Origin of the sequence: Ruegeria sp. (assembly GCF_040830605.1) — a bacterium.
Lineage (GTDB): Bacteria > Pseudomonadota > Alphaproteobacteria > Rhodobacterales > Rhodobacteraceae > Ruegeria.
In genome coordinates, this window is sequence record NZ_JBFOMD010000016.1 from 39,588 (window position 1) to 61,394 (window position 21,807).

The following is a 21,807-nucleotide window of genomic DNA, read 5'->3' on the forward strand; positions in this document are numbered from 1 at the left end:
AAAGGACCTCAGGATGACAGATCTGCCCGAAACCATGTTCGCGGTGACCCAGACCCACGACGGGTATTCCGGCACCGCGACCGGCCCGGTTATCGAGGACGCCTCGGACTGGCTGGCCGAGGCAGAACTGCCGCTGCCGCAGGCCGGACCCGGTCAGGTTCTGATCCGTATGCGCATGGCCTCGGTCAACCCGTCTGATCTGCATTTCATCAAGGGCGAATACGGTCAGCCCCGGGTCAAGGGCGCGCCCGCCGGTTTTGAGGGCTGTGGCGAAGTGGTGGCTGCGGGTCAGGGCGCCGAGGGGTTGATGGGCCAGCGCGTGGCATTCGTCGCAGCAGGCTCGGGCGCCTGGGCGGAATACGTGGTGACGCAGGCGCAAATGTGTATTCCCCTGCGCCCCGACATTTCGGACGAGGATGGTGCGGCGCAGATCGTCAACCCGCTGACCGCCATGGCGATGGTGGATATCGCCCGCTCGGATGGCGACGCCTTTGTCCTCTCGGCGGCCACGAGCCAGCTGGGCAAGCTGATGTGCAGCCTGGGCCGGGATCTGGGGCTGAAACCCATCGCGCTGGTCCGCCGCGCCGAGGCGGTCGAACCCTTGAAAGAGCTGGGCGCGGAGGCGGTGCTGGTCACCACCGATGCTGACGTCATTGATCAGTTCGCGGCCCTCAGCAAGGACCTGAAACCGCGCGTGTTCCTCGACGCGGTATCGGACCAGCTCTCGGAACAGATCTTTGCCGCGATGCCCAACAAGGCGCGCTGGGTGAGCTACGGCAAGCTCAGCGCCGAACCGCCAAGACTGACGCAGATGGGCCAGTTTATCTTCATGGGCAAGCGGATCGAGGGGTTCTGGTTGACCCAATGGATGATGTCCACGCCGCCCGCCGATCAGATGCGCGTGGTGGCCGAAGTGCAGGCCCGCTTTGCCGACGGGCGCTGGAAGACCGATGTCTCGACGCATCTGCCGCTGCGCGAAGTTGTGTCCGGATTGGCCGATGCAACGAAAAAGACTGACGGAAAGATAATGATCACGCCATAGTGGTATCATGCCCGGTGAAGTGAGGAGCACCGGGAACGAAACGAGGCGCGGGACAACCGGCGCGGGGAGGACAATTTGGACAACGTGCAGCTGCTGATCAGCGGGCTGGCCAATGGCTGTGTCTACGGCCTGATCGCGCTCGGCTTCGTGCTGATCTATAAGGCGACCGAGGCGGTGAATTTCGCGCAAGGCGATTTCATGATGCTGGGTGCCTTTGTCACCATCGGGCTGACCAATACCGAATATATGGGCCTGCCGTTCTGGCTGGCCCTGCCGATCTCGCTGGGGATCATGGGGGCGCTGGGCTATGCGCTCGACCGGCTGGTGATCCGGCGCATGTTCGGGGAAAGCCAGACCGCGGTGGTGATCCTGACCATCGCGCTGGGCTTCGTGATCCGCTTTGTCGCCGGGTTGATCTGGGGGCATGAGCCTCAGACCCTGCAGAACCCGCTGGCGGGCAAGGAGGTGCGGTTCGGCGGCCTGGTGCTGGGGATGGAGGACGTGGCGGTGATCATCGTCACCATCCTGCTCACCTGGGCGCTCTACGTTTTTTTCAGCCGGACCAAGCTGGGGCTGGCGATGCAGGGCGCATCGCAGAACCAACTGGCCGCCTACTACATGGGCGTGCCGGTCAAGCGGGTGCAGGGCCTGATCTGGGCGCTGGCGGGCGTGGTCGCGGGCGTCGCGGGCATCCTCTTCGCCGCCAAGGGCTCGGTCGATCCCAACACCGGCCTTTTGGGCATCAAGGCCTTTGCGGCGGCGGTCATCGGCGGCTTCGGCAGCCTGCCCGGCGCGCTGGCCGGCGGTCTGATCGTTGGCGTGATCGAACCCTTCGCCAGCCGCTACATCGCCGCCGGGTACAGCCAGATCGCGCCTTACGCGCTGCTGCTGGCGGTGCTGATCTTCCGCCCGCACGGGCTGTTCTCCCAAGTGCGCGTCAAGAAGGTCTAAGCCGATGCGGATCGTGTTCAAAACCGACTACATGCAGGACATCCGCCCTTGGAAGGACGGCTATCAATTAGGCCTCTACCTGATCCTGCTGGCCGTGGTCATCGTGGCACCGTGGTGGCTCGACGACTTCTATCTGGGCGAGCTGACCAACGTGCTGATCTGGGCCATCGCCGGGCTGGGCCTGATGATCCTGACCGGCCATACCGGGCAGGCCAGCCTCGGCCACGCCGCGTTTCTGGCCTTTGGCTGCTACGCTAACGTGATCCTGATCGAGGCCGGCGTTCCCTTCCTGATCGCCTTCCCGTTGGCGGGCATCCTGACCGGCATAATCGGCGCCCTCATCGCCATCCCTGCCCTGCGCCTGCACGGCATCTATCTGGCGATCTTCACGCTGGCCCTGTCGATCCTGATGGATGACATCATCGTGCTGACCGAACCGATCACCGGCGGCGTTGCCGGAAAATACATCGGCGGGGTCGAGATCTTTGGCTTTCTCGTCGACCGCTGGGGCACGCCGCGCGCCTTCTACTGGCTGGTGCTCGCCGTCACCGTGCTGGTGACGCTCGGCTATATCAACCTGCTGCGGGCACCGCTGGGCCGCAGCTTCATCGCCGTGCGCGACAGCGAAGTGTCGGCGCAGGCCATGGGTGTCGACATCGCGCGAACCAAGACCATCTCCTTCGGCCTCTCCTGCGCCGTCACCGGCTGGGCGGGCGCGCTGATGGGGCTCTATGCGGGGGCGTTCAACAATGAAACCTTCAGCGTGGTGATCTCGATCCAGCTTCTCATGATGATCGTGATCGGCGGGCTGGGCTCGATCCACGGCGCGTTCTTCGGCGCCATCGTTATCGGATTTCTGCCGCAGTTCCTGTCGATCTCCAAGGAATATGTGGGCGCCGTCATCGGCGGCAATACGGTCGCCATTCCGGGGCTGGAATTCGGCGTGTTCGGCCTGATCCTGATCGCCTTCATCCTGTTCGAACCGATGGGCATCTATGGCCGCTGGCTGAAGATCCGCACCTGGTTCGAACTGTTCCCCTTCTACCGCAAGGACATGTTCAGACGGCAAAAATCCTACCTCAAGACGGAGCGTCTGAGATGAGCCTGCTTGAGCTGAACAACGTGACCCTGAAATTCGGTGGCCTGACAGCGGTGGACCGGCTGTCCTTCTCGGTTGAGGAAGGTGAGGTGTTTGCCATCGTCGGCCCCAACGGCGCCGGAAAATCCACCGTCTTCAACCTGATTTCACGCTTCTACGACCCCTATGAGGGCACGATCCGCTTCGATGGTCATGATCTGTTGCAGGTCAAACCCTCGGGCGTCGCGGCCTATGGCGTGGCGCGGACCTTTCAGAATATCGAGCTGTTCGAACATGCCACCGTGTTGCAGAACCTGCTGGTCGGACGACACCGGCACCGCAAGACCAACGTGATCTCCGAGCTGTTCTTTACCCCCTCGGCCAGACGGCAGGAGGTGGAGAACCGCGAAAAGGTCGAAGAGGTGATCGATTTCCTCGACCTGCAAGCCTGTCGCGACAAGATGATCGCGGGGCTGCCCTACGGCGTCCGCAAGGTGGTCGAGGTCGCACGTGCGCTGGCCACCGATCCCAAGCTGTTGCTGCTGGATGAACCGGCGTCCGGCCTCTCGGTCGAAGAGACCACCGACATGCGCTGGTGGATCGACGATATCCGGCGGCAGATGGGAATCACGGTGCTGATGGTCGAACATGACATGGGGCTGGTCTCGGGCGTCTCGGACCGGGTGCTGGCCATGGCGGATGGCGCAAAGCTGGCATTGGGCACACCGGCAGAGGTGCAGGCGCATCCGGCGGTGATCGAGGCCTACTTGGGGAAAGCCTCATGACCGGGCCGATCCTGAAAATCCGCAATATAGAGAGTTTTTACGGTCCGATCATGGCCATTCGCGGTGTGTCACTGGATGTGCACCCGGGCCGCATCGTCTCGATCCTCGGCGCCAATGGCGCGGGCAAGACCACGCTGATGAAAACCGTCTCGGGGGTGATGGACCCGGAAAAGGGCACCATCACTTTCGATGGCGAGGATATTCAGGGCTCGGAACCCCACAAGGTGGTGCAGAAGGGCATCGTGCATGTCCCCGAGGGGCGCGAGGTGTTTCCCCTGCTCACCGTCGACGAGAATTTGAGCCTCGGCGCCTATACCTCGCCCGACAAGGCGCAGGTCGAGCGGGACCGGGAACTGGTGTTTTCCTACTTTCCCATCCTTGCCGAACGCCGCGATCAGGAAGCAGGGACACTCTCCGGCGGGCAGCAACAGATGCTGGCCATCGGGCGTGGGCTGATGGCGAACCCGCAGATCATGTTGCTGGACGAACCCTCGCTGGGGCTCTCCCCGATCCTGGTGCAGGAAATCTTTGCTATCCTGAAACGGCTCAACACCGAGCAGAACATGACCATGATGCTGGTCGAGCAGAACGCCCGCGCCGCGCTGGAACTGGCGCATGATGGTTATGTGATGGAAGTGGGCCGGATCGTGATGGACGGCACGGCGGACGAGTTGATGAAGTCTGAGGACATCCAGAACTTCTATTTAGGCGTTCAGGAAGAAGGCGCGCGGGAAAACCGCCGCTGGAAGCGCAAGAAGACATGGCGATAAGTGAGGAGGTGAGCCAGGTGGATGCAAGCACCCTGCCCGCACAGACCGTGATCAACGGCGTCACCTTCAACGCCACACCGGGCCAGCGCCCGGTGCTGGTGGATGGCACCGCCACCATCCCCGGCCTGTTCCAGAAACGCTGCGCCGATCTGGGCAGCCGCACCGCGCATCGGGAAAAGGATTTCGGCATCTGGAAATCCTACTCGTGGTCGGACTACTGGAACCACGCCAAGTGGATCGGCCTCGCCCTGCGCAAGCTGGGCCTGCAACGGGGCGAAGTGGTGTCCATCCTCAGCGAGGACCGCAAGGAATGGGCCTGGTTCGACATGGGCATCCAATGCGTGGGCGGCATCGCCTCGGGCGTCTACACCACAGACTCGGCCAGCCAGTTGTCCTACCTGATCAATGACAGCGACAGCCGCTTTCTGATTGTCGAGGATGAGGAGCAACTGGACAAATACCTGCAGATCGAGGGCGAGGTGCCGAGCCTGCTGAACGTCATCATCCTCGAAGACGAAGGCCTGCACGATCTCGACCATCACCGCTGCCTGATGATCGAGGAGCTGTACGACATCGGGCGGCAGGCAGAGCGCGACGAGCCCGGCGCCTTCGATACCGAGATCACCAAGGCGAGCCCGTCTGACACCGCCCTTCTGATCTACACCTCGGGCACCACCGGCATGCCCAAGGGCGCGATGCTGAGCAATGAGAACATCATGGCCGGTATCGAGGCGGGCGCGCACCGCCTTTCCTCATATGAAACCGACGAACAACTCTGTTTCCTTCCGCTCTGCCACATCCTTGAGCGCGACGTGTCGATCTATTTCCCGCTCGCCTCGAAAAGCACGGTGAACTTCGCCGAAAGCCCCGAGACGGTGTTTGCCAACCTGCAAGAGGTCTCGCCCGCCACCTTCACTGCCGTGCCGCGTGTGTGGGAGAAGATCTATTCCCAAGTCCTGATCATGGCGCAGGAGGCGACACCTCTGGGACGTGTCGCGTTTGGCATGGCGCTGAAAACGGGGATGAAGCGCGCCTCATATCTTGTTGAAAAAAAACCTGTTCCCGGCGGCCTGAATGCGCAGTTCTGGTTCTGGGACCGGCTGGTTCTGCGCAACCTGCGGCGGATGCTGGGCATGGATCGGCTGCGGCGCGGCGGCACCGGCGCGGCCCCGATCTCACCCGAATTGCTGAAATGGTACTGGGCCATCGGTGTGCCCTTGGTCGAAGGCTACGGCATGACCGAAACCGCTGGCATCGCAACCATCAACACGCCTGATGAAAATCGGGTTGGTACAATTGGGAAAGCCGTGCCCGGAATAGATGTACGAATTGGACAGGACGGAGAAATTCAGGTCAAGGGCCTCAACGTCTTTCAGGGCTACTGGCGCAACAACGAGAAAACCGCCGAGACCTTCACCGGCGACGGCTGGCTGCGCACAGGCGATGTGGGGCGGATGGATGAGGATGGCTATGTCACCATCACCGGCCGCCTCAAGGACATCATCATCACCGCGGGCGGCAAGAACATCACCCCGGCCGAGATCGAAAGCCGTCTGAAATTCAGCCACTATATCTCGGACGCGGTCATCATCGGCGACCGGCGCAAGTATCTGACAGCATTGATAATGATTGATCAGGAGAACGTCGAGAAATACGCTCAGGACCACAAGGTGCCGTTCTCGAATTTCGCCTCGCTCTGCGCCGCGCCCGAGGTGCGCGCGTTGATCGCGGATGAGGTCAAGGCGGTGAACACCGAATTTGCCCGGGTCGAGCAGATCAAGGATTTCCGCCTGATCGACGTCCTGCTGACCGCCGAGGACGACGAACTGACCGCCACCATGAAGCTAAAACGCGGTCTGGTGGAAAAGAAACACGCAAATCTGATCGAGGACATGTACACATAAGTCAGGGATGACCCGAAGGGAGGAGAAATATGAGGATTATGATCAAGCGGTTGGCCGCGGCCACGGCGCTGACGGCGGCGGCCACATGGGCCGGCGCAGAGACACAAGGTGTCACCGATGATGAGATCGTCATCGGCTCGGTAAACGACCTCAGCGGCATCTTTGCCGCCGTTGGCGTACCGGCCGTCAAAGGCGCAAATGTGGTGTTCGACCGGGTCAACGCGGCGGGGGGCGTGCATGGGCGCAAGATCCGTTACGTGGTCGAGGATAACGGATACCAGATGCCGCGCGCGATGCAGGGCTACAACAAGCTGCTCAACCGCGACAAGGTCTTTGCCATGCTGCAAAGCCTGGGCACGCCGATGAATCTCGCGGGCTTCAAGCTGCTCGATCCCAAGGGCATCCCGAACGTGGCCCCCCTGTCAGCGGCGCGGCAGATGCTGCAGGAGCCGATGAAGAACAAGTTCACCTCGTTCTCCAGCTACTACGACCAGAGCCGCGTGGGCGTGGGCTATCTGGCCGGTGAACATGGCGCGCAAGAGGTCTGCACGATGTACCTGCCGACCGATTTCGGCAAGGAGATCCTGGAAGGCTCGCGCGCCGGGGCCGAAGAGGCCGGCATCACCTTCGCCGCCGAGACCACGCACAAGCCGGACGAGACCGATTTCGTGGGCTCTCTGTCCAAGCTCAAAGAGGCGGGCTGTGACATCGTCACCATTGCGCTGGGTGTGCGGCAGGCCATCACCGTGGTCGGCACCGCCAAGAAGATGGGGTTGACGGACATGAAATTCATGGGCACCTCAGCCAGCTTCCTGACTGTTGTGGCCAGGGTTCCGGGCGGGGTGACCGAAGGATTTTATGCCGCAGCCTCATGGCAAGACCTTTGGGCCCGCGCCGAGGAGCCAGCTCCCAAGGCGTTCATCGAGGAATACAAGGCCGCCACCGGCGAGGATGCGGTGGGCTTTGCCATGCTGGGCTATGCGGCTGCCGAGATGATGGTCAAGGCGCTCGAGGTTGCCGGACCGGACCTGACCCACGAAAGCTTCATCGCCGCTATGGAGACGCTGGATTACATGGATGATCTGGTCGGCAATCACATCGATTATGGTCCCGACGACCATCAGGGCGCGAACTCGATTTATGTGAACGTGGTCGAGAACGGCAACTGGAAGAAGATCTACGAAGAGTGAAATACAGAAGGCGTCCGGGTAGACCCCGGGCGCCCCTCTCATCTGCTGAAGACAGTTTCAGATATCATCCCTCGGGATGCGCAGCACCTGACCGGGAAAGATCAGGTTCGGATCGTTCACAATGTGCTGGTTTGCCTCAAAGATCGGCTGGAAGTTCGAATTGCCATATTGCGCCTGGGCAATCTGGATCAGCGTATCGCCCGGCTGTACCACATAAGGCCGCCACCCGCCGTAGCCCGGTAAAATGAGCGGACCAAACAGAACCGGGATCACGACAGACGGACCGTTTGGATTGCCGGTATCGTCGGCAAGGGTAAGAAACAGGCGGTTGAGCTTGAAGGTGTTCGTGTCGGGGATCTCGATGGAGCCCTGAAACTGCCGGAGCCCAAGCGAGCCCACTGTGGCAAAGGACGAATACTCGTCATGCCCTTCTGATACGCGAATGCTGAGTGTCCCCTCGAACGCCGTGGCATTCCCGGCAATCAGGATGTTCGAGTCCACCAGATCGAATGGCTGAGGTTGTTGGATATCAAGTGTGTTGGTCATATCAATCACTCCTGCTGAGTTAATTCAGGTGCGTTTTTCGTTCTGAAAGTGCAGGCGTTATACAGCAAAACTGCCGCAATCGGTATGGCGCAGCGCAATCGTCACGCCGCCGGAGGCAGGCAAGCCGTCATGCCGCCACCCGTCTGCAGGCCTAGCGGCAGAAATATAAATTCTATTTCAGCAGGTTATGGCGGAGAGACAGGGATTCGAACCCTGGAGACGGTTTCCCGCCTACACACTTTCCAGGCGTGCGCCTTCGACCACTCGGCCACCTCTCCGTGCCGGGGATATTTGGACGATCGCCGCGGGATTTGCAAGGGGCGATTGTGCCCAATCAGTCGTCGAGATGTAGATAGACACGGCGGTTCTGCCTGCCCTTTTTCTCGACCTTTCCCAGGCGGATACGCCCGATCTCGGCGGTGCGGGCCACATGGGTGCCCCCGCAGGGCTGCAGGTCGATCTGCGTCTCACCTTCGCCGATTCTGACCAGCCGCACCCGGCCAGACCCGCGCGGGGGTGAGACCGACATGGTCTTGACCAGCCCGGGATTTGCGTCGAGTTCCTCATCGGTGATCCAGTCCTCGGTCACCGGCAGATCGCGGTCGATCAGCTCCTGCAACTGCGTCTGCAATGCCTCCTTGTCCTGCGGCGCCTCGGGTATGTTGAAGTCGAGCCTGCCCTTTTCGGTCCCGATGGAACCGCCGGTGACCTCCAACGGGATCACCACCGAGAGCAGATGTAGTGCCGTATGCACGCGCATGTGCCTGTACCGTCGGTCCCAATCCAGTTCCTGCGTAATCCAGGTGCCCGCCGACGGTGCGGCGTCACCCTCCGCCGGCACCAGAACGATCGTACCTTCGTCGCCTTTGATGGCTGTTGCCACAGTCATCTCACCATCATCCCACAACAGCCGCCCGCCATCGCCGGGCTGACCGCCGCCGGTCGGATAGAACAGAGAGCGGTTCAGGATCACGCCGCCGTCGGATGTATGGCCCGTGACGGTGCCGGGTGCACTGCGCAGATAGGCGTCGTCGCGAAAGAGCATCTCAGTGGTCATCGCCACCCCCTATATCCATATCGGCCTCGGTCATTTCGACAGGACTGCTGCTGGGCGCCGCCGCGGGCTTGGGCGCATCGGGTTTGGTTTCCGGTGCCCTGGCCGCCTTGGGGTCGAGAGTCTCGGGATTGCGCAGCCAGACGTCACGCTGGGCGAACGGGATCTCGATCCCCTCTTCGACAAAGCGCCGGTTGATCTCGTGGTTCATGTCGGATTTGACCGACAGCACCCAGTTCACGTCCCGCAGGATGGCGCGGATCTCGAAATCGAGCGAGTCCGCGCCAAAGCCCTGAAACACCACACTGGGTGCCGGGTTGGCCAGCACCATCGGATGGGCATTGGCGATCTCGCCCAGAATGGTCTCGATCCGGCGGGTATCGGTGCCATAGGCCACGCCGACGGGCACGATCACCCGGCCCACCGTGTTGCCACGGGTGTAGTTGGTCACCGTGCCGCTGATCAGGTCCGAGTTCGGGATGATGACATCGGTCCGGTCAAAGGTCTCGATCCGGGTCGAGCGCACCGAGATATCGCGGACATATCCCATCTGCCCGTTCACATCGATCCAATCGCCCTTCGAGATCGGGCGCTCGACCAGCAGGATAATGCCCGAGACGAAGTTGGACACGATGGTTTGCAGGCCAAAACCGATCCCGACCGAAAGTGCACCGGCGACGATGGCCAGCGACGACAGGTCGAACCCGGCGCCGATGATGGCAATGAGCGCCGCAAGAAAGATGCCCACATAGCCGGTGCCCGCCACGATGGCATTCTGCCCGCCCGGGTCGATCCGGGTCTTGGGCAGCAGCGAATTGCGCAGCCCCCCCTGCAACAGCCGGGTCAATGCATAACCGATGGCGAAGATTGCGACGAATGTCAGGAAATTGGTGGGTGAGATCGTCACCCCGCCGATGTCGAAGCCCAAGAGCAACTGCGACCAGAGCTCGGTCAGATCGGTCGCGCGCGCGCCCCAGTAAAGCGCCAGGATCGGCAGGGCCAGAATCGCCAGAGCAAAGCCGACGATGACCGAAAAGAGCGAGTCCCTCCCTGCCTCGCCCTGCCCGCTGAGCAAGCCATAGACGCTGGCCAGGAAGCGCTGCAGGATAACCAGCGTCGCGATCAGGGCCAGGGTTTTGACGGCCGGAAACACGATGCCTTCGGCAGCGTTCGTATAGCCAAAAGCAGCCAGGACTGGCGAGGCGATACCCAGCAGGAACAACCCGCGACGAAACACCTCGATCAGTTTGCTGAACCCGCCGCCGCGCGCAGGTTCATCCCCGTCCGCCGTTTCTTCCCCATTATCGCGCGTGCGGATTTGTTGCAGGCGCAGCAGCAGCAGCGCAGTGGCCACGATAACCGGAAAACCGGTCACGGCCCGGGTCGCGTCCGAGATGTTCTCGATCCGCTCGAATAGCCTTACCAGATCCTGCAATACCAGCATCACCGCCAGCAGATCGATATGGATCCGCAGCTCGGTGATCTGCCCCGGGGCCAGGCCCCGGAACCGGCCCGACGCACCCATCAGGAAAATCTGACGCCCGATCCAGTTGTAATAAAGGATGATCGCCGCCCAATACGGCACCTGCTCCAAAACCAAAGTTCCGCGCACGCCCAGAACACCGCTGAGCGACACGGCCACCGTCAGTGCATAGACACCCAGCCACGGGAACAGGATACGGGACAGGGACACCAGAAAGGACCACACCCCGGTCCCGCGCCCGCCCAGGGCCCGCATATAGGCGCCCGCCCGTTCCGACCACCGTTTACCGCGCGCCAGCAGCAGTGCCGCAATCAAAACCAGCACCAGAATGGCCGGGGCGCGGTTGTATATCCGCTCGCGCGTCACATCCGACCGCAGATTGGTGATCGTTTCGTTCACCAGCGAACGCCCGGCGTTCCGGATGTCGGTTAGCGCATCGGGCCAGTGACGCAGATCAACGGGCGACGGCCCGCGTTGCAGCAACTCCTTCGCCTGCCGGTCACGCAGGATGCGGTCGATCTCGCTGATCAGACCGTTGGCGCGGCTGAACGCCTCTTCACCGATGATCCGAGGCACGCGCAGCTTGTCGAGCTGCTCGTTCAGATGGGTACGCAGCGCGGCGATATCCGGCGATTCCTCGGTGCCATCCTCAGGCTTGGGGCCAAGGGCCTGCAATTGCCCCTCAAGAGTCTTGATCCGGTCGGTATTCTCGTTGCGGACGTTGTTGAAGATCTCGCGGTATCCGTCGATCTCGGATCGCAGCTTTTCCAGCGCCGCGTTCGAGGCCCGATTGGCATCCACCACCTCTTCCGCGCGCGTGGCGGTCTTGAGCCATTGCTGATAATGCTCACGCTGTTCCTCGGCCGTCTGGGCCAGGGCAGAGACCCCCAGCCCCAGCAGGATGACGGTCAGCAACGCGCCTAAGATACGGCCCAGCCGCGGCATCAGACGTCCTCGAACACGCCCGGGATACTGCGGGGCGCTTTGGTCATCCAGTCCGGCACTGGCAGTTCCTTTTCCCGTAGGAAGTCGGGATTGAACAGTTTCGACTGGTACCGCGTGCCGTAGTCACACAGGACGGTGACGATGGTGTGGCCCGGGCCAAGATCCTTGGCCAGCCGCACCGCACCGGCCATGTTGATCGCGGTCGAGCCGCCCATGACCAGCCCTTCCTCGCGCAGCAGGTCGAAGATGTATGGCACCGCCTCATTGTCGGTGACCTGATACGAGAAGTCGGGGGTGAACCCTTCGAGGTTCTTGGTGATGCGCACCTGTCCGATGCCCTCGGCGATCGAGCCGCCCTCCATCGCCAGTTCGCCGGTGGTGTAATAGCTGTAAAGCGCCGCGCCCATCGGATCGGCCAGCGCGATCTTGACGCCTTTGGGCTGCAACGCATCGGCCACCCCCGCCAGCGTTCCGCCCGAGCCCACGGCGCTGACGAAACCATCCACCTTGCCGCCGGTCTGCTCCCAGATTTCCGGGCCGGTCGTTTCCACATGCGCCTGCCGGTTGGCGATGTTATCGAACTGGTTGGCCCAGATCGCGCCGTTGGGTTCGGTTCGCGCTAGTTGCTCGGCCAGACGGCGCGAATAGTGGACAAAGTTGTTGGGGTTGCGGTAGGGCGCGGCAGGCACCTGCACCAGTTGCGCGCCCGCCAGCCGCAGCATGTCCTTTTTCTCTTCCGACTGGGTTTCGGGGATCACGATTACCGTCTTGAACCCCATCGAGGCCCCGACCAGCGCCAGCCCGATGCCGGTGTTTCCCGCCGTCCCTTCGACGATGGTGCCGCCGGGCTTCAGGTCACCACGTGCAATGGCATCGCGGATGATGTAAAGCGCGGCGCGGTCCTTGACCGATTGTCCGGGGTTCATGAACTCAGCCTTGCCGAGGATCTCGCAGCCGGTTTCTTCACTGATGCGGCGCAGCCGGATCAGAGGTGTTTTGCCAACGGCGTCCGCCAGATCTCGTGCAATGCGCATGGTGCCCCTCGCGTGTTCGAATTACCTGCCCCGGTGTACAGGTGCCTCAAGCCGACCTCAAGCTGAGATGACGCCCGGTCCGTCACGCCTCGGCACGCAAACGATCGCGGTGCCGGGCCAGCCAATTGGCAATGGTCAATAGCTGGATGTTCTTGATTTCATGGCGATCCACCATCTGCATCAGCGCATCGAAGGATATGATGCGGCTGCGGATATCCTCGCCTTCATGCTCGACCCCGCCCGTTTCGGTGGTCTCGGTCAGATCAGCGAGACCGAGATAGAGATGCAGGAACTCGGATGACGACCCTGACGAGGAATAGGCGCCGCCGACATATTCGGCGCCGTGCAAAGACACATGCGCCTCTTCCCGTGCCTCGCGATAGGCGGCCTCTAGCGGGGTCTCGCCCGGATCGACCATGCCGGCAACCGCTTCCCACATCCAGGGGGCGGGATCGCCAATCATGTAAACCGGCGGGCGAAACTGCTCGATCAGTACCACCCGGTCGCGAACCGGATCGTAAGGCAGTACCACCGAGGCCTGCCCGTTCATCAGGGCACTCCGGTTCAGAACCGGCCCCATCGAACCGTCATGCTGCCGGTGTTTAAGCGTCATTTCTTCGTGGCCGAAATGCCCGATATAGGCGTATCTGTGGTCGTTCACGATGACATCGCGCTTCACGTCACGCTCGGGATCCCTGGGCCGGCGGCTGGCAGCAACCCGCGCCGCCGCGCGCACACGGATGGCACCAAAACTGCGGGCGATCTCGGCCGCCGTCATCCGACCGTAGTGCCCCATGACCTCCCTTGCCGCATGCAGGGTCAGTTCACCCCAGGCTCTGGCCCAGTTCGAAAACACCCACAGCTCGCCCGTCTGCCACAAATTCGGCTCCGGAATAAAAACCTGCGCCTCGGCTTTACTACCATCGGGAAGCTCCAGCAGGCGGGGCTCCAGATCAAAATCGAACCCGCCCTCGTAGAATTCCATCCGGGCGATATCGTCTAGTCCAAGGCCCCGCACGAGAACGCCCTCGGCCCGCTCACCGGGTGCATGTACGATCATCGGGAATATCTGATCGCTGACCTCGTGAACCGCGTGATCGGCCAGCGTTGCCGGGGTCAGATCGATGTCCGAGGCCGGGCGGCCCAACACCACCTCAAGCAGCGGCACATGACGCAGCGTGCCGTAGAAAAACAGATCGGACACGGGACACTACTTCCTTTGTCGAAAGCACCTTACCGCCAGCGATGCCAGGCGGACTCGGTCAGCAGCCCCGCTATGACCCCACCGATCAGCAATGTCCAGATTGTATTGGGAAATATCAGAACCGCGCCGTATTCAACCCCGATCTGAAAGATTGCCAGCAACGCTTCGAACGGGCCGTCATAGCGATGACGCATCGCCAACCGGACCATTTCGTAACAGCCCTGCACGAACAGCGCCCAGAACACCAGTGCCGCCATGCCGGTGAGCCCATTGTTGATGGCCCAGGTGGTGCCCCGGCCTGCGCGTTTGCCGATCACCACCCAACCGCAGACGATCCCCAAGGCCACGTTGACCCAGGTGAAATATCCGAAATCCGTGCCTTCCGGCATCCTTGGCATCACCTGTCCCGACACGATAAAGGCAAGCAGCGCAAGGCACAGGGCGGCGACGAGACGGGAAGCTGTTGGCATTCAATTGGTTCCGGCGTTAGCTGGGTTTTGCGACTGTGATCTGTGTCACATCGCAGGTGCCGGTGTCAAAGGCCGCGCCACATGCGGTGAGGTAGAAATTCCACATCCGTCGGAATCTTGCATCAAATCCCATTCCCGCGATCTCATCCCATTTCGCGTTGAACGTCTCGTGCCAGCGGCGCAGGGTCAGATCGTAGCTCTTGCCGAACTCCTTCGAGCGGATGAGGTCCAGACCGGCCCGTTCGATCTGCTGCCGCAGGATTCGGGGCGCCGGGAGCATACCGCCGGGAAAGATGTATTTCTGGATGAAATCGACGCCGTTCTGGTAAATCTCCCAGCGCCGGTCGGCGACGGTGATGATCTGCAAGGTTGCCCGGGCACCGGGCTTCAGCCGGTCCCGCACAGTGTCGAAATAGACCGGCCAGTATTTTTCCCCAACCGCCTCGAACATCTCGATCGAGGCAATGCCGTCATAGCTGCCACGTTCATCCCGGTAATCCTGAAGTCGCAGATCGACTTGACTTGAAAGTCCAGCCTTTTCAATACGCTGTTGTGCAAACCTCAACTGCTCCTGACTGATCGTCAGCCCGGTAATGCGCAAGCCCCGCTCCTTGGCCGCGTATTCGGCGAACCCGCCCCAACCACAGCCGATTTCCAGAATGTGGTCCCCGGGTTTCGCGCCCATCTCATCGACGAGATTGGCGTATTTGGCGGTCTGCGCCTTTTCCAGGCTTTCCTGTCCGGTTTCGAAAATCGCGCTGGAATAGGTCATCGTATCGTCGAGCCAGAGCGCATAGAATTCGTTGCCCAGATCGTAGTGATACGAGATATTCTTTTTCGCCTGTGCCTTGTGATTGCGCTGCAGCCAGAACCGGAACCTCTCATAGGCGCGCGCCAGAAACTGGCCCGGAAAGTCGTCGTAAACGGTCTCGCTGCCCAAATGCACGAGGTCCATGAAGGCGCGAAGATCGGGTGTGCTCCATTCTTCTTCGAGATAGGCGTCGGAAAATCCGAGTTCACCTTCTCGAACCAATCGGGCAAAAACGTCACGATCGTGTATGTCTACGCGAGCCACCGGGCCCGGCGCCTTGCCTTCGGCCCTGAACACCCGGCCATCCGGCAGGCCGATGTCCAGCCGCCCGGCCTCCATCCTGCCAAGCATCTTGAAAACTTGCGCAAAATATCGCGGCAGGTTCGTCTGCCCTTCGGTCTTCGTCAGGATCATCCGCTCTCCCCATTGCGGTGTGATTTACAAGCTAGGGTTAGAACCCGTTTCAGGCAAGTTTTGTGTCCGGCTCCTCAAAAATCCCGGCATTTATAAGCCGATAGGGCAATTTCGCGCCCCTCAGCCAAGCTTACAATTGGGTCAGGATAAGGCGTGTTTGGCGACATGTTCCAGCTCTGTGGAATGGCCTGGAAATAGCTTGCTGCGGTATCGGTCGGATTGGCCTGTCCTTCGGCAATCCAGCGTGTGGTGTAGCGACCGTCAGGATCGAACTTGGCCTGCTGAGTCTCGGGGTTGAACACGCGAAAATAGGGCGCGGCATCCGGGCCCGAGCCTGCCACCCACTGCCAGCCCATCGCATTGGCCGCTGGATCCCAGTCGGTCAGGCAATCGGCGAACCAGTCCATCCCGATCTTCCAGTGGGTCATCAGGTGCTTGGTCAGATAGCTCGCCACGATCATGCGGACACGGTTGTGCATCCGGCCGGTGACATACATCTGCCGCATCCCGGCATCGACAAAAGGGATGCCGGTAATACCCCGCTTCCACGCCAGTACGTGCGGATGTTCGGGATCGGTGCGCCAGGGAAAGCTGTCCCAGTCCGGTTTCCAGTTTCCCGTCAGCAAATGTGGCGTGTGATACATTAGGTGATAGGCAAACTCGCGCCAGACCAGTTCCTTGAGGAAGATTTCGGCGCCACCCTGCCCCTCTTCCCGTGCGCGCAGCCCCGCGTGCCAGACCTGACGCGGCCCGATCTCGCCCAGCGACAGATATTCGGACAGGTTCGAGGTGCCATCCAGATCAGGGCGGTCCCGCAGCTCTTTGTAGTTGTGAATGCCCTCGGTTACGAAATGCGCCAGCCGGTCCTGCGCCGCCTGTTCCCCCGCCGAGACATGCGCCGCAACGATGGCCGCGCCCTGCCGCATCTCGGCCCCCAATGACCAGTCGGAAAGAGCGTCTGATTTGGGCCATCTGGAAGGAGCCCGCAGATGCGTCGGGGCGGGCTGCGGCTCGGGCACCTCACGATCCCGCACCGCGCGCCACATCGGGGAATAGACGCGGAAATAACCGCCGGTTTTTGTGGACACGGTCCACGGCTCGAACAGAAGATGCCCGGCAAAGGATCGGGCGTCCACGCCTATCTCTTTGAGCGTGGTTTTGATCTCTGCGTCCCGCCGGATCGCCTGCGGATCATAGGTCCGCGTCCACCAGACGGCGCTGGCGCCAGTCTCGGCGATGAGAGTAAGCAGGTTTTCCAACGCGTTGCCACGGCGTAGGATCAACCGGCTGCCCCGGGCCCGGAGCGTGGCCGAGAATGCCTCAAGCCCCTGCCCCAGACGCCACTTCGGCGCTGCACCCAAACGCTCAGACGATACGTCATGGATAAAGACGGGAACAATGGGCCGCCCCGTGCGCGCCGCCTCGGAAAGGCCAATATGATCCGACAGGCGCAGATCCCGCCGAAACCAGAAAATGATGGGAGCTTCACTCATGCTCACCCGCGCCCCGTTCTTTTTCTCCTCTTACGCGGAGCGGACGGGGCCGGATCACAAAACCCGGTCCAATGCATCCAGCAACTGATCGATTTCGGCCCTGGACGTGTAATGGGTAAAGCTCAGCCGCAGCACACCCCGTGCCGGATCGACGCCCATCGCCTGCAGCGCCCGTACTGCGTAGAAATCACCGCCCCCTGCCATGATGCCATGCTTTGCCAGTTCCGCGGCCACCGGCTCGGCAGCCCCTTCCAGCGACAGAGCAACCGTGGGCGCGCGCTTTGCCGCATCCGAAGGTCCGATCAAACGCACGGCATTGCGGTCCTTCACCGCATCCAGCAGCGGTTGCAGCAACTCGACCTCATGCGCGCGCATCAGGTCATGCACAAAGGCCCCGCGCGCGACCGCGCCCGAAGCCGGGCCACCGTGATGATCGCAAAGCTGATCGACATAATCCGCCATACCCGCACAAGCCGCGATCTGGGCGTGATCCGGGCCTGCGGGCGTGAACCGCTTGTACAGCACGTCCGAATTGAAGAAATGCGCCTGGTTCGGCAGCAACTCGCCAAGTGCGCGGCGGATCACCATGCAACCCTGATGCGGCCCATAGGTCTTGTAGGACGAGAACAGGTAGATATCCGGCCCCAACTCGCCGACATTGGGAAAGCCATGCGGCGCATAGGACACGCCATCGACGCAGACAAAGGCCCCCGCGGCATGGGCGATGGCGGTGATCTCGGTCACCGGGTTGATCTCACCCACCACGTTCGAACAATGCGGAAAACAAACCAGCCGCACACGCTCGTCCAGCAGATCCTCCAGTGCCTGCGGGTCGAGATGGCCGCTCTCGGGGTCCAGCTTCCATTCGCGGATCTCGATGCCATCCTCGGCCAGACGGCGCCAGGGGCCGGAATTGGCCTCGTGATCCTGATTGGTGACCACGATCGCCTCACCCGGCTGCATCCATTGCCGGACTGCCTGCGCCAGAACATAGGTGTTCTGCGTGGTCGAGGGGCCAAAGCTCAACTCATCGGCCTCAACCCCCAAAAGAGCCGCCATGCGCGTGCGCGCCTCGTCCATTTCCGCACCACCCAGACGGCTGGCCTCGTAAGCCCCATAGGGCTGCACCTTGCGCTGGGTGTAAAACCGGGTCAGCCGGTCGATCACCGGCTTGCAGGTGTAAGATCCGCCTGCATTTTCAAAGAATGCCTGCCCATTCAACGAAGGTTCGGAAAACGCAGGGAATTGCCCGCGTACAAAATCGATATCGAGCGCCATGGCCTCCCCCGGTGCAATTTCGAAATGGATGCCGGTCTTGGGTCGGCGGGTCAAGCCCGCAGCTGATGCCAGAAACTGACATCAGGGCATGTCACCCTCGGGGGTATCTCAACCAAGGAGGTGACAGATGAGTTACGTACCCAAGGATTTTCTGGTCTGGGGAGAGCTTCCCGTCTCGGACCTGGACGCAGCCCTGAAATTCTACGCCACCACCACCGGAGCCGAACTGGAAGTGGATGAAACCGGCCCGAACCCGGTGGTGATGTTCAAACCCGCCGATGCGGCCACCGGCATTGCCCTGCATCTTTATCCGGGCAAGCCTGCGGGCGACGGGCGCGGCCCGACGTTGCACCTGGCGTCCGAGGGCGCGCTTGAGGACACGATGACACGGGTCAACGATGCCGGGGGTCAGGTGGTTTCGCCCATCATCCAGATCCCGCCGGGGCGGTTTTTCTACGCAACCGATCTGGACGGCAACTCGATCGGGTTCTTTGAAACCGAGGCCGCATGAAAAAGGCCCCGGAGCGTATCCGGGGCCTTTCCAATGTCTGTTGCGGCAAGCTTACTTCCCGCGCCGCTCACGCGACAGGCCGATGAAGATCGACACGCACATCAGCATCAGCACGATGGCAAAGGGGAAGCCGGTCGCGATCGAGGCCGCCTGAAGCGCCCCCAGTCCGCCGCCCAGCAACAGCACGATGGCGATGGCGCCTTCCAGAATGCACCAGAACACGCGCTGCGCGGTAGGCGCATCGGTCTTGCCGCCCGCGGTGATGGTGTCGATCACCAGCGAACCCGAATCCGACGAGGTGACGAAGAACACCACCACCAGGATGATGCCGACAAAGGACAGGATGCCGGTCATCGGGAAGGCCTCGAACATCTTGAACATTTTCAGCTCAAGTGCCGCATCCGACAGCGCCTGACCGGTGCCGGACATCACCTGATCCAGCGCCGCGCCGCCAAAGACGCTCATCCACAGGGCGCCGACGACGGTCGGAATCACCAGCACGCAGACGATGAACTCGCGCACGGTGCGCCCGCGCGAAATGCGCGCGATGAACATACCCACGAACGGCGACCACGAGATCCACCAGGCCCAGTAGAAGGTGGTCCAGCCCTGCACGAAATTGGTGTCCTCACGGCCCATCCAGTTCATCATCGCCGGCAATTGCGCGGCGTAATCCACCAGATTGGTGAAGAAACCCGAGATGATCGCGATGGTCGGACCGACGATCAGCACCAGGATCAGCAGCGCGGCGGCCAGCACCATATTGGCCTCGGACAGCCGCTTGACGCCCTTGTCCAGACCGGCCACGACCGAGACCAGCGCAAAGATGGTGATCAGCACGATCAGCAGCACTTTCATGCCGTCGGTTACCGGTACACCGAACAGATAATTCAGACCTGCCAGCGCCTGTGTTGCGCCCAGACCAAGCGAGGTCGCAAGGCCGAAGATGGTGGCAAACACCGCCAGCACGTCGATGACATGGCCCAGAATGCCCCAGGTCGCCTGCCCGAAGATCGGGTAGAAGACCGAGCGCATGGTCAACGGCAGCCCCCGGTTAAAGCTGAAGAACGCCAGTGCCAGAGCGACAACGGCATAGATCGCCCAAGGGTGCAGACCCCAGTGATAGATGGTGGCCGCCATCGCCAGATCGCGCGCGGCTTGCGGATCCTCTGCGGCGGCACCCAGCGGCGCCCAGTCGGTGCGCAGCCCGTCTTCGCCCACGGCCACGCCACCCAGCGACGCGCCATAGTGTGAGATCGGCTCGGCCACGCCCCAGAAAACCAACCCGATGCCCATGCCCGCGGCAAACAGCATCGAGAACCAGCCGGCGTAGCTGTAGTCGGGCCTTGCATCCGCGCCGCCCAGCCGGATCGAGCCATAGGGGGTGACGATCAGCAGCAGCGAGAACAGCACGAAGACGTTGCAGGCGATCATGAACACCCAGTCGAAATTGCTGGTCAGCGCCGGGCGCAACCATCCGAAGAATTCGGTCGCCTGCTCGCGGAACACGAGCGAGAAGAACACGAATGCAACGATGGTCAGGCCCGAGACAGCAAAGACCGGATTATGGACGTCCAGACCCAAGATCTGCACATTGTCCTGACCGACTTCATAGTCGGTCTCCGTTGTGTCGGACATTGTCTCTTCCTCTCCATTATTCGTGGCCTTCTAATCAAGGAAGAGACGAAAATCCGGCGTTATGAAATGGACCCTCTGCGGCCCGAAACCGACGTTTTGGCGGATTATGACAGAAAAGCGACACATAGGCGCATCAGATGCGTCGCTTTTCATCCTTGAAGGGTCGCATGCCTATGCGGCCAATTGTATCCGCCTTGCACTGCCTATCGGGCAAGCATTGCGTTTGCCACCTTCGCCCGTGCTGCTGCCGTGGTGAGCGCGAGCCAACTCAAACAAAGAAACGAGCGCACCGCTGGCGCGCACTCAGCAAACCGGGGCGTTCCGGCCCGACCTGTCACATGGGAAGCAGATAAAGGGTTTTAGTTCTGAACCTTGGTGTAGGTCCCTTCACCCGCCAGAATGCCGCGGAACCCACCGGGTTCGTCCAGCGAGAACACGATGATCGGCAGGTTGTTGTCCCGCGCCAGCGCGATGGCCGAGGCGTCCATGACGCCTAGGCGCTTGGCCAGCACGTCGTCATAGCTTACTTGATCATAGCGCTTGGCATCCTCGAACTTCACAGGGTCCCTGTCATAGACCCCATCCACCTTGGTGCCCTTGAAGATCGCTTCGCAGCTCATCTCGTTTGCGCGCAGCGTGGCGGCGGTGTCGGTGGTGAAATAGGGGTTGCCGGTCCCGGCGGCAAAGATGCACACCCGTTTTTTCTCAAGGTGCCGAACGGCACGGCGACGGATATAAGGCTCACAGACCTGATCCATCGGAATGGCCGAGATCACGCGGGTGAACACCCCCAGCCCTTCCAGCGCCGACTGCATCGCCAGCGCGTTCATCACCGTGGCCAGCATCCCCATGTAATCCGCCGTCGTCCGCTCCATCCCCTGCGCCGATCCGGATAGCCCGCGAAAGATGTTGCCGCCACCGATGACCATGCAGATCTCGACACCCAGATCGTGCACCGACTTCACCTCTTCGGCGATGCGTTGGACGGTGGGTGGGTGCAGACCGAATCCCTGATCCCCCATCAGCGCCTCGCCGGAAATCTTCAGCATGACGCGGTTATAGGTGGTCTGGGGCTTTTCAAGGGTTTCCACGGGGGAGGATGAGGTCATGTTGCGCTCCGGGCTGGCACAGGGTTATTTTCCGGCGCAAAATGGAGCAAAAGCCACGCAGGTTCAATGCGGCTTGGTAAGGAATGAGGCACCGGCC

At 61.6% G+C, this 21,807-nt stretch carries 19 protein-coding genes and 1 tRNA gene; 8 read left to right on the forward strand and 12 right to left on the reverse strand.

Annotated features, from left to right (window positions below):
• Window positions 1–13: 13 nt before the first annotated feature.
• The 7 genes from AB3N21_RS20095 (at window position 14) to AB3N21_RS20125 (ending at window position 7,720) form a co-directional block, all read left to right on the forward strand.
• On the forward strand, window positions 14–1,042 hold the full coding sequence (locus AB3N21_RS20095) for a zinc-binding dehydrogenase (RefSeq protein ID WP_367936877.1): 1,029 nt from the start codon (window positions 14–16) through the stop codon (window positions 1,040–1,042).
• A gap of 75 nt (window positions 1,043–1,117) precedes the next feature.
• Window positions 1,118–1,993 (forward strand): branched-chain amino acid ABC transporter permease, encoded by an 876-nt coding sequence (locus AB3N21_RS20100; protein ID WP_367936878.1) that lies wholly within the window; start codon window positions 1,118–1,120, stop codon window positions 1,991–1,993.
• Between the two features lie 4 nt (window positions 1,994–1,997).
• Window positions 1,998–3,095 (forward strand): branched-chain amino acid ABC transporter permease, encoded by a 1,098-nt coding sequence (locus tag AB3N21_RS20105; RefSeq protein ID WP_367936879.1) that lies wholly within the window; start codon window positions 1,998–2,000, stop codon window positions 3,093–3,095.
• Window positions 3,092–3,856 carry an ABC transporter ATP-binding protein gene (locus tag AB3N21_RS20110; protein ID WP_367936880.1) on the forward strand — a complete coding sequence of 255 codons (765 nt, stop codon included), beginning with the start codon at window positions 3,092–3,094 and terminating at the stop codon, window positions 3,854–3,856. The genes AB3N21_RS20105 and AB3N21_RS20110 overlap by 4 nt, the downstream gene beginning before the upstream one ends.
• Window positions 3,853–4,626 carry an ABC transporter ATP-binding protein gene (locus AB3N21_RS20115; RefSeq protein ID WP_367936881.1) on the forward strand — a complete coding sequence of 258 codons (774 nt, stop codon included), beginning with the start codon at window positions 3,853–3,855 and terminating at the stop codon, window positions 4,624–4,626. The genes AB3N21_RS20110 and AB3N21_RS20115 overlap by 4 nt, the downstream gene beginning before the upstream one ends.
• 17 nt (window positions 4,627–4,643) lie before the next feature.
• A complete protein-coding gene (locus AB3N21_RS20120) occupies window positions 4,644–6,530 on the forward strand; it encodes a long-chain fatty acid--CoA ligase (protein WP_367936882.1) in 1,887 nt (628 codons plus the stop codon).
• Window positions 6,531–6,559: 29 nt separating this feature from the next.
• On the forward strand, window positions 6,560–7,720 hold the full coding sequence (locus AB3N21_RS20125) for an ABC transporter substrate-binding protein (RefSeq protein ID WP_367936883.1): 1,161 nt from the start codon (window positions 6,560–6,562) through the stop codon (window positions 7,718–7,720).
• Window positions 7,721–7,777: 57 nt separating this feature from the next.
• Here AB3N21_RS20125 and AB3N21_RS20130 read toward each other — a convergent pair whose 3' ends face one another.
• The 10 genes from AB3N21_RS20130 to AB3N21_RS20175 all read right to left on the reverse strand — a co-directional run bounded on the left by AB3N21_RS20130 (window position 7,778) and on the right by AB3N21_RS20175 (window position 18,452).
• The gene (locus AB3N21_RS20130) at window positions 7,778–8,266 is read right to left on the reverse strand and encodes a LysM peptidoglycan-binding domain-containing protein (protein ID WP_367936884.1); all 489 of its coding nucleotides are present in this window, start codon (window positions 8,264–8,266) and stop codon (window positions 7,778–7,780) included.
• A gap of 188 nt (window positions 8,267–8,454) precedes the next feature.
• Window positions 8,455–8,544, reverse strand: a tRNA-Ser gene (locus tag AB3N21_RS20135).
• Between the two features lie 56 nt (window positions 8,545–8,600).
• Window positions 8,601–9,323 (reverse strand): alanyl-tRNA editing protein, encoded by a 723-nt coding sequence (locus tag AB3N21_RS20140; protein ID WP_367936885.1) that lies wholly within the window; start codon window positions 9,321–9,323, stop codon window positions 8,601–8,603.
• Complete coding sequence (locus AB3N21_RS20145) at window positions 9,313–11,748, reverse strand: DUF3772 domain-containing protein (protein WP_367936886.1); 2,436 nt, start codon at window positions 11,746–11,748, stop codon at window positions 9,313–9,315. The genes AB3N21_RS20140 and AB3N21_RS20145 overlap by 11 nt, the downstream gene beginning before the upstream one ends.
• Window positions 11,748–12,782, reverse strand: coding sequence for a cysteine synthase A (locus AB3N21_RS20150; RefSeq protein ID WP_367936887.1), 1,035 nt, complete (start codon window positions 12,780–12,782; stop codon window positions 11,748–11,750). Before AB3N21_RS20150 ends, AB3N21_RS20145 begins: the two co-directional genes overlap by 1 nt.
• Before the next feature lie 82 nt (window positions 12,783–12,864).
• Window positions 12,865–13,986, reverse strand: coding sequence for an NUDIX domain-containing protein (locus AB3N21_RS20155; protein ID WP_367936888.1), 1,122 nt, complete (start codon window positions 13,984–13,986; stop codon window positions 12,865–12,867).
• 29 nt (window positions 13,987–14,015) lie between these two features.
• A complete protein-coding gene (locus tag AB3N21_RS20160) occupies window positions 14,016–14,456 on the reverse strand; it encodes a TrgA family protein (RefSeq protein ID WP_171181113.1) in 441 nt (146 codons plus the stop codon).
• 16 nt (window positions 14,457–14,472) lie between these two features.
• Window positions 14,473–15,681, reverse strand: a complete 1,209-nt coding sequence (locus AB3N21_RS20165) for a class I SAM-dependent methyltransferase (RefSeq protein ID WP_367936889.1) — start codon at window positions 15,679–15,681, stop codon at window positions 14,473–14,475.
• Window positions 15,682–15,755: 74 nt separating this feature from the next.
• Window positions 15,756–17,174, reverse strand: coding sequence for a deoxyribodipyrimidine photo-lyase (locus AB3N21_RS20170; protein WP_367936890.1), 1,419 nt, complete (start codon window positions 17,172–17,174; stop codon window positions 15,756–15,758).
• A gap of 54 nt (window positions 17,175–17,228) precedes the next feature.
• Window positions 17,229–18,452 (reverse strand): aminotransferase class V-fold PLP-dependent enzyme, encoded by a 1,224-nt coding sequence (locus AB3N21_RS20175; RefSeq protein ID WP_367936955.1) that lies wholly within the window; start codon window positions 18,450–18,452, stop codon window positions 17,229–17,231.
• Window positions 18,453–18,579: 127 nt separating this feature from the next.
• Between AB3N21_RS20175 and AB3N21_RS20180 the strand changes: the two genes are divergently transcribed.
• Entirely contained in the window at window positions 18,580–18,963 is a 384-nt protein-coding gene (locus AB3N21_RS20180; protein WP_367936891.1) for a VOC family protein, read from the forward strand.
• Between the two features lie 51 nt (window positions 18,964–19,014).
• On the opposite strand, the gene AB3N21_RS20185 is transcribed toward AB3N21_RS20180, so the two are convergent.
• Together AB3N21_RS20185 and pyrH are read right to left on the reverse strand one after the other, a co-directional pair.
• Window positions 19,015–20,601: a BCCT family transporter gene (locus tag AB3N21_RS20185; protein WP_367936892.1), complete on the reverse strand. Its 1,587-nt coding sequence runs from the start codon at window positions 20,599–20,601 to the stop codon at window positions 19,015–19,017.
• Window positions 20,602–20,960: 359 nt separating this feature from the next.
• Complete coding sequence (pyrH, locus tag AB3N21_RS20190) at window positions 20,961–21,710, reverse strand: UMP kinase (protein ID WP_171181106.1); 750 nt, start codon at window positions 21,708–21,710, stop codon at window positions 20,961–20,963.
• Window positions 21,711–21,807 lie beyond the last annotated feature (97 nt).

Bases quoted from the DNA above. Each gene is read 5' to 3' on its own strand.
- AB3N21_RS20145 (WP_367936886.1), bottom strand. From the start codon at position 11,748: ATGCCGCGGCTGGGCCGTATCTTAGGCGCGTTGCTGACCGTCATCCTG.
- AB3N21_RS20150 (WP_367936887.1), bottom strand. From the start codon at position 12,782: ATGCGCATTGCACGAGATCTGGCGGACGCCGTTGGCAAAACACCTCTG.
- AB3N21_RS20170 (WP_367936890.1), bottom strand. From the start codon at position 17,174: ATGAGTGAAGCTCCCATCATTTTCTGGTTTCGGCGGGATCTGCGCCTG.
- AB3N21_RS20165 (WP_367936889.1), bottom strand. From the start codon at position 15,681: ATGATCCTGACGAAGACCGAAGGGCAGACGAACCTGCCGCGATATTTT.
- AB3N21_RS20130 (WP_367936884.1), bottom strand. From the start codon at position 8,266: ATGACCAACACACTTGATATCCAACAACCTCAGCCATTCGATCTGGTG.
- AB3N21_RS20095 (WP_367936877.1), top strand. From the start codon at position 14: ATGACAGATCTGCCCGAAACCATGTTCGCGGTGACCCAGACCCACGAC.
- AB3N21_RS20185 (WP_367936892.1), bottom strand. From the start codon at position 20,601: ATGTCCGACACAACGGAGACCGACTATGAAGTCGGTCAGGACAATGTG.
- pyrH (WP_171181106.1), bottom strand. From the start codon at position 21,710: ATGACCTCATCCTCCCCCGTGGAAACCCTTGAAAAGCCCCAGACCACC.
- AB3N21_RS20105 (WP_367936879.1), top strand. From the start codon at position 1,998: ATGCGGATCGTGTTCAAAACCGACTACATGCAGGACATCCGCCCTTGG.
- AB3N21_RS20180 (WP_367936891.1), top strand. From the start codon at position 18,580: ATGAGTTACGTACCCAAGGATTTTCTGGTCTGGGGAGAGCTTCCCGTC.
- AB3N21_RS20175 (WP_367936955.1), bottom strand. From the start codon at position 18,452: ATGGCGCTCGATATCGATTTTGTACGCGGGCAATTCCCTGCGTTTTCC.
- AB3N21_RS20140 (WP_367936885.1), bottom strand. From the start codon at position 9,323: ATGACCACTGAGATGCTCTTTCGCGACGACGCCTATCTGCGCAGTGCA.
- AB3N21_RS20115 (WP_367936881.1), top strand. From the start codon at position 3,853: ATGACCGGGCCGATCCTGAAAATCCGCAATATAGAGAGTTTTTACGGT.
- AB3N21_RS20160 (WP_171181113.1), bottom strand. From the start codon at position 14,456: ATGCCAACAGCTTCCCGTCTCGTCGCCGCCCTGTGCCTTGCGCTGCTT.
- AB3N21_RS20125 (WP_367936883.1), top strand. From the start codon at position 6,560: ATGAGGATTATGATCAAGCGGTTGGCCGCGGCCACGGCGCTGACGGCG.
- AB3N21_RS20110 (WP_367936880.1), top strand. From the start codon at position 3,092: ATGAGCCTGCTTGAGCTGAACAACGTGACCCTGAAATTCGGTGGCCTG.